The 14,843-nt window shown below is 68.1% G+C and carries 14 protein-coding genes; 13 read left to right on the forward strand and 1 reads right to left on the reverse strand.

The window, feature by feature from the left end; translation table 11 throughout:
• Window positions 1-27 precede the first annotated feature (27 nt).
• The 5 genes from coaE (at window position 28) to ASF63_RS16445 (ending at window position 5,177) form a co-directional block, all read left to right on the forward strand.
• Window positions 28-627: a dephospho-CoA kinase gene (coaE, locus tag ASF63_RS16425; protein WP_056516581.1), complete on the forward strand. Its 600-nt coding sequence runs from the start codon at window positions 28-30 to the stop codon at window positions 625-627.
• On the forward strand, window positions 624-1,838 hold the full coding sequence (locus tag ASF63_RS16430; protein ID WP_082478286.1) for an MFS transporter: 1,215 nt from the start codon (window positions 624-626) through the stop codon (window positions 1,836-1,838). The genes coaE and ASF63_RS16430 overlap by 4 nt, the downstream gene beginning before the upstream one ends.
• A gap of 55 nt (window positions 1,839-1,893) precedes the next feature.
• Entirely contained in the window at window positions 1,894-2,685 is a 792-nt protein-coding gene (locus tag ASF63_RS16435; RefSeq protein WP_056516586.1) for an acetyltransferase, read from the forward strand.
• A 67-nt stretch (window positions 2,686-2,752) separates the two neighbouring features.
• The gene (gene uvrB / locus ASF63_RS16440; RefSeq protein WP_056516589.1) at window positions 2,753-4,825 is read left to right on the forward strand and encodes an excinuclease ABC subunit UvrB; all 2,073 of its coding nucleotides are present in this window, start codon (window positions 2,753-2,755) and stop codon (window positions 4,823-4,825) included.
• Window positions 4,826-4,844: 19 nt separating this feature from the next.
• Window positions 4,845-5,177 (forward strand): TfoX/Sxy family protein, encoded by a 333-nt coding sequence (locus ASF63_RS16445; protein WP_082478288.1) that lies wholly within the window; start codon window positions 4,845-4,847, stop codon window positions 5,175-5,177.
• A gap of 11 nt (window positions 5,178-5,188) precedes the next feature.
• Here the strand turns inward: ASF63_RS16445 and ASF63_RS18910 are convergent, their stop codons facing one another.
• Window positions 5,189-5,431, reverse strand: a complete 243-nt coding sequence (locus tag ASF63_RS18910) for a hypothetical protein (RefSeq protein ID WP_082478290.1) — start codon at window positions 5,429-5,431, stop codon at window positions 5,189-5,191.
• A 44-nt stretch (window positions 5,432-5,475) separates the two neighbouring features.
• Here ASF63_RS18910 and ASF63_RS16450 point away from each other — a divergent pair, with 44 nt between their 5' ends.
• The 8 genes from ASF63_RS16450 to uvrC are packed head-to-tail and all read left to right on the forward strand — an operon-like array spanning window position 5,476 to window position 14,823.
• Window positions 5,476-5,919, forward strand: a complete 444-nt coding sequence (locus ASF63_RS16450) for a MarR family winged helix-turn-helix transcriptional regulator (protein WP_056516593.1) — start codon at window positions 5,476-5,478, stop codon at window positions 5,917-5,919.
• A 20-nt stretch (window positions 5,920-5,939) separates the two neighbouring features.
• Window positions 5,940-6,671 (forward strand): DUF4129 domain-containing protein, encoded by a 732-nt coding sequence (locus ASF63_RS16455; RefSeq protein ID WP_056516595.1) that lies wholly within the window; start codon window positions 5,940-5,942, stop codon window positions 6,669-6,671.
• Window positions 6,668-7,207, forward strand: coding sequence for a hypothetical protein (locus ASF63_RS16460; RefSeq protein ID WP_157534414.1), 540 nt, complete (start codon window positions 6,668-6,670; stop codon window positions 7,205-7,207). The genes ASF63_RS16455 and ASF63_RS16460 overlap by 4 nt, the downstream gene beginning before the upstream one ends.
• 1 nt (window position 7,208) lies before the next feature.
• Window positions 7,209-8,174: an AAA family ATPase gene (locus ASF63_RS16465; protein WP_056516601.1), complete on the forward strand. Its 966-nt coding sequence runs from the start codon at window positions 7,209-7,211 to the stop codon at window positions 8,172-8,174.
• Window positions 8,171-9,430: a DUF58 domain-containing protein gene (locus tag ASF63_RS16470; protein WP_235560843.1), complete on the forward strand. Its 1,260-nt coding sequence runs from the start codon at window positions 8,171-8,173 to the stop codon at window positions 9,428-9,430. The genes ASF63_RS16465 and ASF63_RS16470 overlap by 4 nt, the downstream gene beginning before the upstream one ends.
• Window positions 9,427-9,960, forward strand: coding sequence for a hypothetical protein (locus tag ASF63_RS16475; RefSeq protein ID WP_157534415.1), 534 nt, complete (start codon window positions 9,427-9,429; stop codon window positions 9,958-9,960). The genes ASF63_RS16470 and ASF63_RS16475 overlap by 4 nt, the downstream gene beginning before the upstream one ends.
• A 58-nt stretch (window positions 9,961-10,018) precedes the next feature.
• On the forward strand, window positions 10,019-12,907 hold the full coding sequence (uvrA, locus tag ASF63_RS16480) for an excinuclease ABC subunit UvrA (protein ID WP_056516610.1): 2,889 nt from the start codon (window positions 10,019-10,021) through the stop codon (window positions 12,905-12,907).
• On the forward strand, window positions 12,907-14,823 hold the full coding sequence (uvrC, locus tag ASF63_RS16485; RefSeq protein ID WP_056516613.1) for an excinuclease ABC subunit UvrC: 1,917 nt from the start codon (window positions 12,907-12,909) through the stop codon (window positions 14,821-14,823). Before uvrA ends, uvrC begins: the two co-directional genes overlap by 1 nt.
• The last annotated feature ends 20 nt before the right edge of the window (window positions 14,824-14,843 follow it).

Consider the following 14,843-nt stretch of genomic DNA (forward strand, 5'->3'; position numbering starts at 1 on the left):
GCCGGGTTCGAAGCCTAGACTGGCCGCATGGCTCTCATCGCGCTCACCGGCGGCATCGCCTCCGGGAAGTCGACCATCGCACGACGATTGGCGGAGAGGGGAGCAGTCATCGTCGACGCCGATCAGATCGTCCGCGACGTGCAGGCACCAGGGACTCCGGTTCTCGTCGCCATCGCCGAGACGTTCGGTGCAGAGGTCATCGCCGCCGACGGCTCGCTCGATCGTGCCGCCCTCGGTGCGCAGGTCTTCGGAGATGCCGGGCAGCTGGCGCAGCTGAACGCGATCGTGCACCCTGCGGTCCGCGCCGAGTCGCAGCGCCGGTTCGACGAGGCGATGTCCGCCGATCCTGCGACGGTCGTCGTGTACGACGTGCCGCTTCTGGTCGAGGCGCGGGTCGACGATCCATGGGATCTGATCGTCGTCGCACACGCGCCCGTGGAGGAGCGCAGGCGTCGGCTCGTGGAGATCCGCGGGATGGCGGAGCAGGCCGCGCAGGAGCGGATCGACGCGCAGGTCTCCGATGAGCGCCGCCTGGCGATCGCCGACGTGGTCATCGACACGTCCGGATCGCTGGAGCAGACCCTCGCTCAGACGGATGATCTCTGGGAGCGGATCAGCACGTCGTGACCTTCACCGGTCACACCCCGGGATCGCCCGTCTACCGACGCCTGATCGTCGGTCTGTTCTTCGCGGGTATCGCGACCTTCGCGCAGCTCTATTCACCCCAGGCCGTGTTGCCGCAGCTGTCCACAGCTCTCGGGATCTCGCCGGCGAGCGCCGCGCTCAGCGTGTCGGCGGCGACGCTCGGGCTGGCGGCCGCCGTCATCCCATGGTCGATGGTGGCGGACCGCATCGGGCGGGTGCAGGCGATGGCGATCGGCGTGCTCACGGCGACCGTGCTGGGCATCCTCGCCCCACTCAGCGCGGGGATGGAGATGCTCCTGACGCTGCGCCTGCTCGAAGGCGTCGCGCTCGGGGCTGTGCCTGCGGTCGCGCTCGCGTACCTGAGTGAAGAGGTCAGTCCGCGAAATGCGGCCGCCGCAGCAGGAAGCTACATCGCGGGGACGACGGTGGGTGGGCTCGTCGGCCGGGTAGTGTCCGGCATCGTCGGCGAGCAGGCGGGGTGGCGGGAGGGCATGTGGACGGTCGCGGGGCTGTGCGCGCTGGCGGCAGTGCTGTTCCTGTGGCTGACACCGAAGGCGCAGGGCTTCGTCCCCGGAAGGTTCCGTGACGACGCCGGACCGAGAATGCTCACGCGCCTGCTGGCGCCGCTGCGCTCGGGGCGTCAGCTCGCACTGTACGCCCAGGGCTTCCTGCTCATGGGGGCGTTCGTGGCCGTCTACAACTACCTCGGATTCCACCTCGCCGAACCGCCCTTCGCGCTGCCGGCCTGGGTGGTGACGCTGCTCTTCCTCGCCTACCTCGCCGGCACCGTCTCGTCGCCCTGGGCCGGCTCTCTGGCTTCCCGTTTCGGGCGATACCCCGTGCTGTTGGGCGCGATCGCCGTGATGGCCACGGGGGCGGCCGCGATGCTGGCGCATGCCACTCCGATCGTGCTGCTCGGGCTGCTCCTTTTCACGGGAGGCTTCTTCGGGGCGCACGCGGTGGCATCGGGGTGGGCGCCGGCGGCTGCGGGACCCGCCAGCAGAGCACAGGCATCCTCGCTCTACTACTTCGGCTACTACGCAGGATCGAGCCTGTTCGGCTGGGCGCTCGGCATCGTGTTCGGCCAGGCGGACTGGGTGTGGTTCATCGTCGCGGTCCTCGCGATGTGCGCCCTCGCGGCGTCCTCGGCGGTCGCGAAGCTGCGCGGATCGCCAGCCGCCGGTTCCTCGTGAGCGAGTGCGGCGCCGCGAGAGTCGCAGGGCAGCGGCTTCCTGGGAGGATGGGCGCATGAGCCTGAATCTCCTCGCGGCCTACGACGCACAGCTCCGAACCGATGCCGAGACCGCTCACGCACTGGCCGTGGCCCCGATGGGGCCCCTCCGTCTCGCAGTGTTCCCGGGCGGTCGCGGGTTCGTGTCGTACGCGGACCTGGACGGTGCGGATGCCGCGCGGACGGCCGAGCTCGTCGACGCCGCGCTGGAGCACTTCCGCGGCATCGCCGGAATCACGAGCGTGGAGTGGAAGACGCGCGGCCACGACCACGCTCCTGGTCTGCACGATGCGCTCATCGCGCGAGGGTTCGTGCCGGAGGACACCGAGTCGATCATGATCGGCGAGGCGGGGCTGCTCGCCGAGGAGGTCGCGGCTCCCGACGGAGTGGAGCTGCGCCGCGCCCGCACCGAGGTGGAGGTGCTGGCCATGGAGGAGATGCAGGGCACCGTCTTCGAGGATCCGCACTGGCGTGCACGGGCGGAGACGACTCTGCGGCGCATCCGCTCGGATGACACGGTGGAGCTGTGGATCGCCGTCGCGGACGGGGCGGTGATCAGCGCAGGCCGCCTCGAACCCGTGGCGGCGACGGACTTCGCGGGGCTCTGGGGCGGTGCGACGATCGCGTCATGGCGCGGCCGGGGGATCTACCGCGCACTCACCGCGCGACGCGCACGCTCCGCTCTCGCTCGCGGCAAGCGGTACCTCCAGTCCGACTCGACGGAGTTCTCCCGGCCGATACTCGAGCGCGCAGGGCTGATCAAAGTGTCGACCACCACTCCCTACGTCTGGGCGCCGGAGGCGGACTGAAGAGCTCTCCGTTCGCTGCTGACGGACGCGCGACCCCGGTGTCGGTGGCCCGGCATACGCTGGAGGTATGCAACCCACGCGCAGTGTCCGTCCCTTCGAGGTCATCAGCGAGTACGAGCCTGCCGGCGACCAGCCGAAGGCCATCGCCGAACTCGCATCGCGCATCAATGCCGGCGAGACAGACATCGTGCTTCTCGGCGCGACGGGTACCGGCAAGTCGGCCACCACCGCGTGGCTTGTAGAGCAGGTGCAGCGCCCGACGCTCGTGCTCGCCCACAACAAGACGCTCGCCGCCCAGCTCGCCAACGAGTTCCGCGAGCTGATGCCGAACAACGCGGTCGAGTACTTCGTCTCCTATTACGACTACTACCAGCCCGAGGCGTATGTCCCGCAGACCGATACCTTCATCGAGAAGGACTCGTCGATCAACTCCGAGGTCGAGCGTCTCCGTCACTCGACCACGAACTCGCTGCTCAGCCGCCGCGACGTGATCGTCGTCTCCACCGTCTCCTGCATCTACGGCCTCGGTGCGCCTGAAGAGTACCTTCGCGCCATGGTCGCCCTCCAGGTGGGTGAGCGGTACGACAGGGATGCGCTCATCCGGCAGTTCATCGCGATGCAGTACAACCGCAATGACGTCGACTTCTCGCGGGGTAACTTCCGCGTGCGCGGCGACACGATCGAGATCATCCCGGTGTACGAGGAGCACGCGATCCGCATCGAGCTGTTCGGCGACGAGATCGAGGCGCTGTACTCCCTGCATCCGCTCACCGGCGAGATCATCGAGAAGCTCGATGCGGTCCCGATCTTCCCCGCTTCGCATTATGTGGCGGGAACCGACGTGGTCCAGCGCTCCATCGGCACCATCGAGCACGAGCTCGAAGAGCGGCTCAAGGAGTTCGAGCGTCAGGGCAAGCTGCTCGAGGCACAGCGTCTGCGGATGCGCACCACGTTCGACCTCGAGATGCTGCAGCAGCTGGGCTTCTGCTCGGGGATCGAGAACTACTCCCGGCACATGGACGGACGTCAGCCCGGCGAGCCGCCGCACACGCTGCTCGACTTCTTCCCCGACGATTTCATGCTCGTGATCGACGAGTCGCACGTCACGGTGCCGCAGATCGGTGCCATGTACGAAGGCGATGCGTCGCGCAAGCGCACCCTCGTGGAGCATGGATTCCGTCTGCCGAGCGCGATGGACAACCGCCCGCTGCGTTGGGACGAGTTCAAGAACCGCATCGGTCAGACGGTGTACCTGTCGGCGACCCCCGGCAAGTACGAGATGGGCATCGCCGACGGCGTGGTCGAGCAGATCATCCGCCCGACCGGCCTCGTCGATCCGCACATCATCGTGAAGCCGTCGAAGGGCCAGATCGACGATCTCCTCGAGGAGATCCGGGTTCGCGTGGGGCGTGACGAGCGCGTACTCGTCACGACGCTCACCAAGAAGATGTCCGAAGAGCTCACCGACTTCCTCGGAGAGCACGGCGTGCGGGTGCGCTACCTCCATTCCGATGTCGACACGCTCCGTCGTGTCGAGCTGCTCAGCGAGCTGCGGGCCGGCGTCTACGACGTGCTCGTCGGCATCAACCTGCTCCGCGAAGGTCTCGACCTGCCCGAGGTGTCGCTGGTCGCGATCCTCGATGCCGACAAAGAGGGCTTCCTGCGCTCCGGCACGTCGCTGATCCAGACGATCGGCCGCGCGGCGCGAAACGTGTCGGGTGAAGTCCACATGTATGCCGACAAGATCACCGATTCGATGGCCAAGGCCATCGAGGAGACAGACCGTCGTCGCGAGAAGCAGGTGGCCTACAACCTCGAGCACGGCATCGACCCCCAGCCGCTGCGCAAGCGGATCGCCGATATCACCGAGGTGCTCGCTCGAGAGGGCGCGGACACCGCCGAGATGATGTCAGGGCGCGGGCGTGCGACCGGCAAGGGCAAGTCGCCGACACCGAATCTCCGTCGCACGGGGATCGCGGCCGAGGGCGCTCAGCAGCTCGAAGCCGTCATCCAGGACCTGTCCGACCAGATGCTCGCGGCCGCGGCCGAACTCAAGTTCGAGCTCGCCGGGCGACTGCGCGACGAGGTGCAGGACATGAAGAAGGAGCTGCGCGCCATGGAGAAGGCCGGGCACGCCTGAGTCCCAGGAGGCGACGACGATGGATGCGTCAGGAGAAGAGCTCGCCGACCGCGTGCGCGCGCTGCTGACCCTCGACGGAGAGGTCGAGGAGAAGCGGATGTTCGGCACCCGCGCCTTCCTTCTCGACGGACACATCCTGGTCGGAGCCCGCAGCGGTGGGGTGCTCCTCGTCCGAGTGGATGAAGAGCACGGCGCGGCGCTGATCACCAGACCCGGCGTCGAGACGGCGGTCATGGGACCCCGGACGATGGGAACCGGATGGCTCGACGTGTCGCCAGGAGCGCTGGTCGGCGATGACGATCTGGCGTTCTGGCTCGACGTCGCGCGCGAAGACGCAGCCCGCGACGATTGACCGCTCGATTATCAGGGGCAGTGGACGAGCGTCTTCGGGCCTGAGCGATCGATCTCGTGGTCGCTCATCGGGGCCCCGCAGAGCGGGCAGGCCCGTTCTGCTCTCTCGGCAGCGCTCGGGGGAGGCGTCTTCTCGTAGGGGCCGACCGACGCGGGGCCGGCCAACCGGATCAGATTCGAGTTGATCCAGGAGTAGAGGCCACCTGCCTCGCGGATGCGCGAGCGAAGAGGAGGGCGATCACTGGAGCGTGCCATGTTGCTTAGTGTACTAACTATTAGTGCCGTTGTATAGTCGAGCCGTGACCGCTACGGATGATCTGCTCAAGCTGGACAACCAGCTCTGCTTCGCCCTGGTGACCGCCGCGCGCAACGTCGTCGCGATCTACCGACCGATCCTGGAACCGCTCGGGCTCACGCATCCGCAGTACCTCGTGATGCTCGCGCTCTGGGAGCGCGCTCCGCGCCAGCTCAATGATCTCGCCGCTGATCTCGCTCTCGAGCCGGCCACCGCGTCGCCGCTGGTCAAGCGCCTCGAGGCCGACGGCCTGGTCGCCCGGCAGCGCAGCTCGGAAGACGAGCGCCGCCTCGACATCACCCTCACGGATGCCGGTCGGGCGCTCCGCGAGCGCGCGCTCGATGTTCCTCGTCAGGTCATGGCGGCGGTGGGTATGGATCTCGAGCAGATCGCGACCCTGCGCGACGGGTTGTCGGCTTTCGCGGGTCGCCGCCCGACCCCGGAGTGACCGCGTCATAGGGTGTGGGCATGCCGAGTGACCGCCCGACGACCGATGCGCGTCGGGGTGTTCGTCGGCTCGGACTCGTGAGCGCCGTCGCCGCACTCTTCCTCATCGTGATGATCGCCGCCGCGATCCAGGGTCCACCGACATTCCGTCCGTCGGAGCCGGTGCCGCCCCCGTCAGAGCCGCCGGTTCCCACGACTGCGCCCGGCGCGACGGGGCTTCCGGAAGAGGTCGAGATCGACCCCACGAGTGCCGCGGTGGTGCAGGTGCTCGCAGTGATCCTCATGCTCCTCGTGGTCGCGGGTGTCATCGCGCTCCTCGTGATCGTCGTTCGAGCGCTGCTGCGGGCCTGGCGCAACAGGCCCACGGAGCGGCGCGACGGGGTCGAGGTCGCTGCCGAGGTCGCCGAGGTGGCTGCGGTTCCCGAACCGGAGGTGGTGGTCGAAGCCATCCGGCGCGGCATCGCCGGGGCGCTGCAGGCCATCGACGAACGCGCGCTGCCCACAGACGCCGTCATCGCCGCGTGGGTCGGACTCGAGGAGAGCGCGGCGGATGCGGGGGTCACACGCGCTCCGAGCGAGACGCCGGGGGAGTTCGCACTCAGGATCATCACGCGGCGCTCCGGCATCGAGGACGACGCCTCGGAGCTGCTGAACCTGTTCGAGCGGGTGCGCTTCGGCGCCCACGAAGCCAGCGAGTCGGAGAGGCACGCCGCACGCGCTGCGCTCCGCCGGATCGAAGAGGTATGGCGATGAGGTGGGGGCGCACCGTCACTGCCTCGGCTGCCGGAGTGATCGCCGCGCTGGTGCTCACCGGTTTCGGGTTCACCTGGCCTTTCGTGATCGGGTGGAGTCTTGTCGTGGTCGCGCTCGCGCTTCTCGCGCAGCTCGTGGTGCCACTCGAACCCGGCGTCGACGCCCCGCACATACCCGTGGAGCCCGATCGACGGCCGACGGAGATCTCCCGCATGGCGTGGGCGCTTAACACGCACACGGGGCTCGCCGGCACGCAGATCACGCGCCGCGTGCGGGAAACTCTCCGCAAACGCCTCCAGCGACGCGGAGCAGACCCGTCAGACCCCGCGAAACGGTCGGAGATCGTCGCGCTGATCGGCCCCGACCTGTGGGCTCGGCTGGAGGGCCCTGGCACCACCATCGTCGACATCGAGCGAGCGCTCGACGTGATCGACGCTCTCAACCCGGCGCACTCCGCAGAGACTACGACGGCGACGCCCGGCACACCGCCCTCATCCACCGGCCGCGCGTCGCTGCTCCCGAGACACAGGAGATGACATGACAACGTCCACCGAGATCGCCGAGGCCGGCGCTCGAATCCTCGCCGCCGTGCGCACCGTCGTCGTCGGGATGGATGACCCGCTCGAGATCGCGCTCGCCTCGATCCTGGCCGGGGGGCACGTGCTCTTCGAAGACGTGCCAGGGCTCGGCAAGACCCTTGCGGCCCGCAGCCTCGCCTCGGCGCTGGGGCTCTCGTTCCGTCGGCTCCAATGCACCCCGGACATGCTCCCGGGCGATGTCACCGGGTCGTACGTGTACGCGCCCGACTCATCGGACTTCGTCTTCCGGCCGGGGCCGATCTTCACCGGCCTCCTCCTGGCGGACGAGATCAACCGCACGACGCCGAAGACGCAGTCGGCGATGCTCGAGGCGATGGCCGAGCGGCAGGTCACGGTAGAAGGCAACAGCTTCCCGCTGCCCGCGCCCTTCCACGTGATCGCCACGTCGAACCCCATCGAGTACGAGGGCACCTACGCCCTCCCCGAGGCGCAGCTCGACCGGTTCATGGTCAGGCTCTCGGTGGGGTATCCCGATGTGTCAGGTGAGGCGCAGATCCTGCAGAACCGCGTCAGCCGACGGCAGGAGGCCACGCACGTCGCGGCCGTCATCGACGCGGAACGTCTGGTCGAGCTCCAGGCCGTGGTCGAGGCCATCCATGTCGACGAGGACATCGCGCGCTACTGCGTCGAGATCGCACGCGCGACACGGACGGCGCAGAATGTCGAAGTCGGGGCCTCCCCGCGCGGCTCGCTCGGGCTGCTGCTGCTGGGTCGCGCCCTGGCCGCGCTGGACGGTCGGGACTTCGTGCGGCCGGACGACATCAAGCGGATCGCCGTGCCCGTGCTCGCCCACCGCCTCACCTTGACACCGCAGGCCTGGGCGCAGGGCGCCTCAGCCGCCGACGTCGTGCGAGCGGTGGTGGGTCAGGTGCCCGTTCCTCCGACCGTGAAAGAGCGCGTGTGACGAGACCATCGATGCACGGTCGCTGGAGTCCCGCGTTGGTCGTCGCCATCGCCGGCTCGATCGTCCTCGCCGTCATCGGCCTGCTGTTCTCGCGTCCTGACGTCGTCGCCATGGGTCTTCCCGTGGCCCTGTGGAGTGCTCTCGCCCTCGGGCGAGGAACCTCGGGTGTCGGGGTCGTGCCGAGCGTCGCTTCGCGTCCCAGCGCCGATGGCGAGCTGCTCACCGCGATCTCGGTCGAGAGCGACGCCGAGATGGTCGAGCTGGTCGTCGTGCAGTCCGAGCGCAGGACTCGACGCGCGATCGTTCCCGGCGCCGGCGCCACGGTTCTCGCACGGAGCCGCGTCCTCCACTCGGGCCCTGCGCTTCCTGTGCAGGTCTCGACGCGCGGTCTGGCGCTCGACGGTGCCGTGCTCGCGGCGCCGTCCGAGATCGTCCGGAGCAGACGCCAGGTCGCTCCGTCACCGCGAACGGTCGGGATGCTGCCGCTGCCGAGACGCCTGACCGGTCTGCACGGCTCGCACGAGGGTCGGCGCCCGGGGCGGGGCGGTGACTTCCGGGAAATCCATGCGTTCGCGCCCGGAGATGAGCTGCGTCGCGTCGACTGGCGCGCGACAGCGCGGATGGCGCGGAGGCCGGGTGATCTGCTGGTGCGGCGCACCCACACGCTCAGCGATGCGTCCGTGGTGATCGCGATGGACACCTCGGAAGACCTCGGCGCGGTCGTGTCGTCGTGGGGGAGCGGGGACTTCGAGCGCAGCGGAGTGACGTCGCTCGACAACGCCCGTGAGGCCGCTCGGGGGCTCGCCGGAGCCGCTATCGATGCCGGCGACCGCGTCGCCCTGCACGTCCTCATGCATGGCGGGCGTTCGGTGCGCAGCGGCGGAGGCTCTCGTCATCTCGCACGCCTCGAAGCGGCGATCGCGGCGACGGGGCAGGCTCGCGACGACGCGGCCTTCCGCAGGACCCCGCATGTCCCGCACGGCTCGGTCGTCCTCGTCCTGTCCACGTTCTTCCAGGGGGCTGCCGCCCAGACCGCGCTGATGTGGCGGGCGAGCGGTCACCGCGTCGTCGCGATCGACGTGCTGCCGCGGCTCGATCGCTCCCGCCTCACTCGTCCTCAGCTCATCGGCCTGCGGACGGTGCTCGCGGAGCGGGAGAACGTGTTCGCCGACCTGCACGGTGCGGGCGTCGACGTGGTGACATGGGCGGACGATCCGTCCTCCGCGCTGCGCGAGATCGCGAGGGCCAGGCGATGAGAGCGCGGAACGACACGTTGCAGACCGCGCCCGCCGTCTCCTGGATCGTGGTGCGGGTCGTGTTGATCGCCGTCGTCGCGGTCGGGGCGTTCGTGCTCAATCCCCTCGTCGGGTGGCAGTGGGCCGCCGTCATCCTTGCGGTGACCGCCGCGGTGTTCCCGCAGACGTTCGCCGCGTGGGGCGGGGCCGCGTGCATCGTGATCGGGATGCTCTTGTCCGAGCCGGAACTCGGTCGGGCGATGCTCGCGGTGCTCGTCGTGCACGCGGTCCACGTCTTGACGTCGCTGACACTCGTGATCCCTCGCGGCTCACGGGTCGTGCTCGCCGCGCTGCGCCCGACCGCCATCCGTCTCGTCCTGGTGCAGGCGATCGCCCAGCCGCTGACGGTCGCCGTCATGCTCGGCATCGGCGGAGCCGAGGGCACCGCGCCGTGGGCGGTCGTCGCCGGCGGAGGCGCGGTCGTCGCGATCGCGGTGCTGCTGCTCGTGAAGGCGAATCAGCGCCAGTCAGACGTGCGGCGGCGAGTGTGAGCGCCTTCCTGTGAGCCCTCACGGAGCCAATGTCCGTGGCCCCTCGTAGACTTGATCAGTGCCTATCGTCCCGGTTGCAACCCCAGGAAAACTCAGTGTTCGCGGTGCCCGCGTCCACAATCTCAAGAATGTCGACATCGACATCCCACGCGACTCTCTCGTCGTGTTCACCGGCCTGTCCGGATCGGGAAAGTCCAGTCTCGCGTTCGACACGATCTTCGCGGAAGGGCAGCGTCGCTATGTCGAGTCGCTGAGCGCCTACGCGCGTCAGTTCCTCGGCCAGGTCGACCGACCGGACGTCGACTTCATCGAGGGACTGAGCCCTGCGGTGTCGATCGACCAGAAGTCGACCAACCGCAACCCGCGGTCGACGGTCGGCACGATCACCGAGATCTACGACTACATGCGCCTGCTCTGGGCCCGCATCGGCATCCCGCATTGCCCGGAGTGCGGTGAGCGCATCCAGCGCCAGACCGTTCAGCAGATCGCCGACCAGCTCATGGAGCTGCCTGAGCGCACCCGCTACCAGATCGTCGCGCCCATCGTCTCGCAGAAGAAGGGCGAGTTCGTCGACCTCTTCCGTGAGCTCGGGGCCAAGGGATATTCGCGCGCGATCGTCGACGGCGATCTGATCCAGCTCGCGGAGCCGCCCACGCTCAAGAAGAGCTACAAGCACGACATCGCAGTCGTCGTCGACCGTCTCGTGGCGGCTGACGACATACTCGGTCGCGTCACCGATTCGGTCGAGACCGCACTGGGGCTGGCCGGCGGCGTGGTGCAGGTGAACTTCGTCGACGAAGAGGGCGACGACGCCTGGCAGTCGTTCTCCGAGAAGCTCGCATGCCCGAACGGTCACGCGCTCTCTCTCACCGAGATCGAGCCGCGCACCTTCTCGTTCAACGCGCCGTTCGGCGCCTGCCCGGCCTGCTCGGGACTCGGCACGCGCATGTCGGTCGACATCGACCTGATGCTCGGCGACGAAGAGCTCTCCATCCGCGAGGGTGCGATCGTCCCGTGGACCACCCAGGGCAAGGGCCTCTTCCAGTACTACGAGCGACTGCTGGAGGGGCTGGCCGACGACCTCAAGTTCTCGCTCGACACTCCATGGCAGGACCTCAGGGTCGACGTGCAGGACGCGATCCTCCGCGGTGACAACTACAAGGTCACCGTCAAGTTCAAGAACCGGTACGGGCGCGAGATGCGCTACGCCTCCGGCTTCGAGGGCGTCGTCCCCTACATCGAGCGGCAGTACGCCCAGGCCGAGTCCGACACGCAGCGCTCGCGCTGGGGCGAGTATCTCCGCGAGGTGCCGTGCCCGGTGTGCGACGGCAACAGGCTCAAGCCCGAGGTGCTCGCGGTGCAGGTGCACGGCCACTCGATCGCCGAGGTCTCGCACCTCAGCCTCGCCGATGCCCGTTCCTTCATGGAGACTCTGACGCTCACCGATCGTGAGGCCAAGATCGCGGCGCAGGTGCTGCGCGAGATCCGCCTGCGACTCGACTTCCTGCTGCAGGTCGGCTTGTCCTACCTCAACCTCAGCCGCTCGGCCGGTTCGCTCTCGGGTGGCGAGGCGCAGCGCATCCGACTGGCCACCCAGATCGGATCCGGGCTCACCGGCGTGCTCTACGTTCTCGACGAGCCCTCGATCGGCCTCCACCAGCGCGACAACCGGCGCCTGATCGACACTCTGCTCAAGCTCCGTGACCTCGGCAACACTCTCATCGTCGTCGAGCACGACGAAGAGACCATCGAATCGGCCGACTGGGTCGTCGACATCGGGCCGGGAGCGGGTGTGAACGGTGGCGAGGTCGTGCACTCCGGCTCGTACTCGGCACTCCTGAACGAGCCGAATTCGATGACGGGACAGTACCTGTCCGGTCGTCGCGAGATCCCCACCCCCTCGAAGCGTCGCAAGCTTGACAAGAAGCGCATGCTGAGCGTCGTCGGCGCCCGCGAGAACAACCTCAAGAACGTGAGCGTCAACTTCCCGCTCGGCGTCCTGACGGCTGTGACGGGAGTGTCAGGATCGGGCAAGTCCTCGTTGGTCAACGACATCCTCTACCAGGTGCTCGCGTCACGACTCAACGGTGCACGCACCGTGCCCGGAAAGCACACCAGGGTCTCGGGGCTCGACAACCTCGACAAGGTCGTTCACGTCGACCAGGCGCCGATCGGACGCACCCCGCGCTCCAACCCGGCGACCTACACCGGTGTGTTCGACCGCATCCGCTCGCTGTTCAGCGAGACGCCCGAGGCGAAGGTCCGCGGCTACCAGCCGGGGCGCTTCAGCTTCAACGTCAAGGGCGGCCGCTGCGAGGCGTGCTCGGGTGACGGCACGATCAAGATCGAGATGAACTTCCTCCCCGACGTGTACGTCGACTGCGAGGTGTGCCACGGAAAGCGCTACAACCGCGACACCCTCTCGGTGCACTACAAGGGCAAGAACATCGCCGAGGTGCTCGAGATGCCGATCGCGGAGGCCGCGGAGTTCTTCGAGCCGATCCAGGCCATCCACCGCTACATGAAGACCCTCGTCGACGTGGGTCTGGGGTACGTGCGTCTCGGACAGTCCGCGACGACCCTCTCCGGCGGCGAGGCGCAGCGCGTCAAGCTCGCCACCGAGCTCCAGCGTCGCAGCAACGGCCGCAGCATCTACGTGCTCGACGAGCCGACGACCGGTCTGCACTTCGAAGATGTGCGCAAGCTCCTCGAGGTGCTGAACGGCCTCGTCGACAAGGGCAACACGGTGATCGTCATCGAGCACAACCTCGATGTGATCAAGTCCGCGGACTGGGTCATCGATCTCGGACCGGAGGGCGGTTCCGGTGGCGGTGAGATTCTGGCGACCGGCACTCCCGAGCAGATCGCCCGGGTCGAGGACAGCCACACAGGTCAGTTCCTCGCCGAGATCCTGGGTGAGGGGCGCGCCGCGAAGAAGGCCAGCTGATGGCCGACGTGCTGCCGTACAAGCCGAGGGCCGGTGAGATTCCGACCAACCCCGGCGTGTACCGGTTCCGCGACGCCGACGGCCGCGTGCTCTATGTCGGCAAAGCCAAGAACCTGCGTCAGCGCCTGTCGAACTACTTCGCGCCCCTGCGAACGCTGCACGAGCGCACCCGGCGGATGGTGACCACGGCGTCGTCGGTCGAGTGGACGGTCGTGTCGACCGATGTCGACTCGCTGCAGCTGGAGTACATGTGGATCAAGGAGTTCGATCCGCCCTTCAACGTGCGGTACAAAGACGACAAGTCGTACCCGTTCATGGCGGTCACCCTCGGAGACGAGGCTCCTCGGGTGATTGTCACCCGGAACCGCAAGATCCCCGGTGCGCGGTACTTCGGCCCCTATCCCAAGGTCTGGGCGGTGCACGAGACGATCGATCTGATGGTCAAGGCGTTCCCCATCCGCACCTGCAGCGACTCGAGCTACAAGCGGGCCATGCAGACGGGGCGACCGTGCTTCCCCGGGCAGATCGGCAAGTGCGGCGGGCCGTGCTCGATGACCGTCACGATCGACGAGCACCGCGCGATGGTCGACGACTTCGTCGCCTTCATGGCCGGTGGTGACGAGCGGTTCACGCGCGAGCTGACCACCAGGATGCTCGCAGCTTCAGCGGCGATGGACTACGAGGCCGCGGCCAAGTACCGCGACAAGCTCTCGGCGATCGAGGCCGTGCTCGGCAAGAGCGCGCTGGTGCTGGCGACCGACGAGGACGCGGACCTGTTCGGCATCGCGGAAGACGAGCTCGCCGCCGCCGTGCAGCACTTCGTGATCCGCGGTGGACGCGTGCGCGGTGTCCGCGCGATGACGATCGAGAAGGAGATCGACATCTCCGGCGCCGAGCTCGTCGACCAGGTTCTGCAGCGCGCCTACGGAGATGCGCAGGACGTGCCTCGGCGAATCCTCGTGCCGTCGCTTCCCGACGACGCGGCCGAACTCGAGGTGTGGCTCCGCGAGCGACGGGGCAAGAAGGTCGAGATCGCGGTCGCTCAGCGCGGGCAGCGCGCCGATCTGATGCGCACGGCGACGCTCAACGCTCAACAGGCGCTGATCCGCTACAAGACTCGACGCACGAGTGACTACGTCGCGCGCACCCAGGCGTTGACCGACCTGCAGGATGCGTTGGGTCTGACCGAAGCGCCCCTGCGCATCGAATGCTTCGACATCTCGCACCTCGGTGGCACGAACGTGGTCGCCTCGATGGTCGTCTTCGAAGACGGCCTTCCGCGGAAAGACCAGTACCGATCGTTCAACATCCCCGAGACGACCGACGACACCGACTCGATGTACCAGGTGCTCCGTCGACGCCTGGCATACCTCGATCGCCCGGAGGAGGCCGACGAGCCTGCAGCGGTCGTGGCGGTCGCCGGTGAGACGGGGGAGGGCCTCGAAGAAGTCGTCGTCGAGGTCAAGCGCAAGCCGCGGTTCGCCTATCCTCCCCAGCTGCTGCTCGTCGACGGCGGTCAGCCGCAGGTCGAGGCGGCGGCGCGGGCCCTCCGCGATGCCGGACACACCGAGATCGCGGTGTGCGGCATCGCGAAGCGACTCGAGGAGATCTGGCTTCCGGGCGAGGACTTCCCGGTCATCCTGCCGCGCACGAGCGAGTCCCTCTACCTGCTCCAGCGCCTGCGCGATGAGGCCCACCGCTTCGCGATCACTCACCAGCGCAAGCGACGCAGGAACGACATCTCGTCGGTGCTCTCCGAGGTCCCAGGTCTCGGTGCATCCCGTATCAAGGTCCTTCTCAAACACTTCGGATCCGTCACCGCACTCCGGGCCGCGGCGCCAGGAGAGATCGAAGAGGTGCAGGGGATCGGCCCCGTGCTCGCTCAGAACATCCATACGCATCTCTCCACTCGCTAGGCTGGTGCATGCGGGGGAGA

The sequence above is a fragment of the Microbacterium sp. Leaf320 genome (genome assembly GCF_001423485.1).
Classification (GTDB): Bacteria; Actinomycetota; Actinomycetes; order Actinomycetales; family Microbacteriaceae; genus Microbacterium.

Coding starts and splice junctions, on each gene's coding strand:
- coaE (WP_056516581.1), top strand. CDS start 28: ATGGCTCTCATCGCGCTCACCGGCGGCATCGCCTCCGGGAAGTCGACC.
- ASF63_RS16435 (WP_056516586.1), top strand. CDS start 1,894: ATGAGCCTGAATCTCCTCGCGGCCTACGACGCACAGCTCCGAACCGAT.
- uvrB (WP_056516589.1), top strand. CDS start 2,753: ATGCAACCCACGCGCAGTGTCCGTCCCTTCGAGGTCATCAGCGAGTAC.
- ASF63_RS16445 (WP_082478288.1), top strand. CDS start 4,845: ATGGATGCGTCAGGAGAAGAGCTCGCCGACCGCGTGCGCGCGCTGCTG.
- ASF63_RS18910 (WP_082478290.1), bottom strand. CDS start 5,431: ATGGCACGCTCCAGTGATCGCCCTCCTCTTCGCTCGCGCATCCGCGAG.
- ASF63_RS16455 (WP_056516595.1), top strand. CDS start 5,940: ATGCCGAGTGACCGCCCGACGACCGATGCGCGTCGGGGTGTTCGTCGG.
- ASF63_RS16460 (WP_157534414.1), top strand. CDS start 6,668: ATGAGGTGGGGGCGCACCGTCACTGCCTCGGCTGCCGGAGTGATCGCC.
- ASF63_RS16465 (WP_056516601.1), top strand. CDS start 7,209: ATGACAACGTCCACCGAGATCGCCGAGGCCGGCGCTCGAATCCTCGCC.
- ASF63_RS16475 (WP_157534415.1), top strand. CDS start 9,427: ATGAGAGCGCGGAACGACACGTTGCAGACCGCGCCCGCCGTCTCCTGG.
- uvrC (WP_056516613.1), top strand. CDS start 12,907: ATGGCCGACGTGCTGCCGTACAAGCCGAGGGCCGGTGAGATTCCGACC.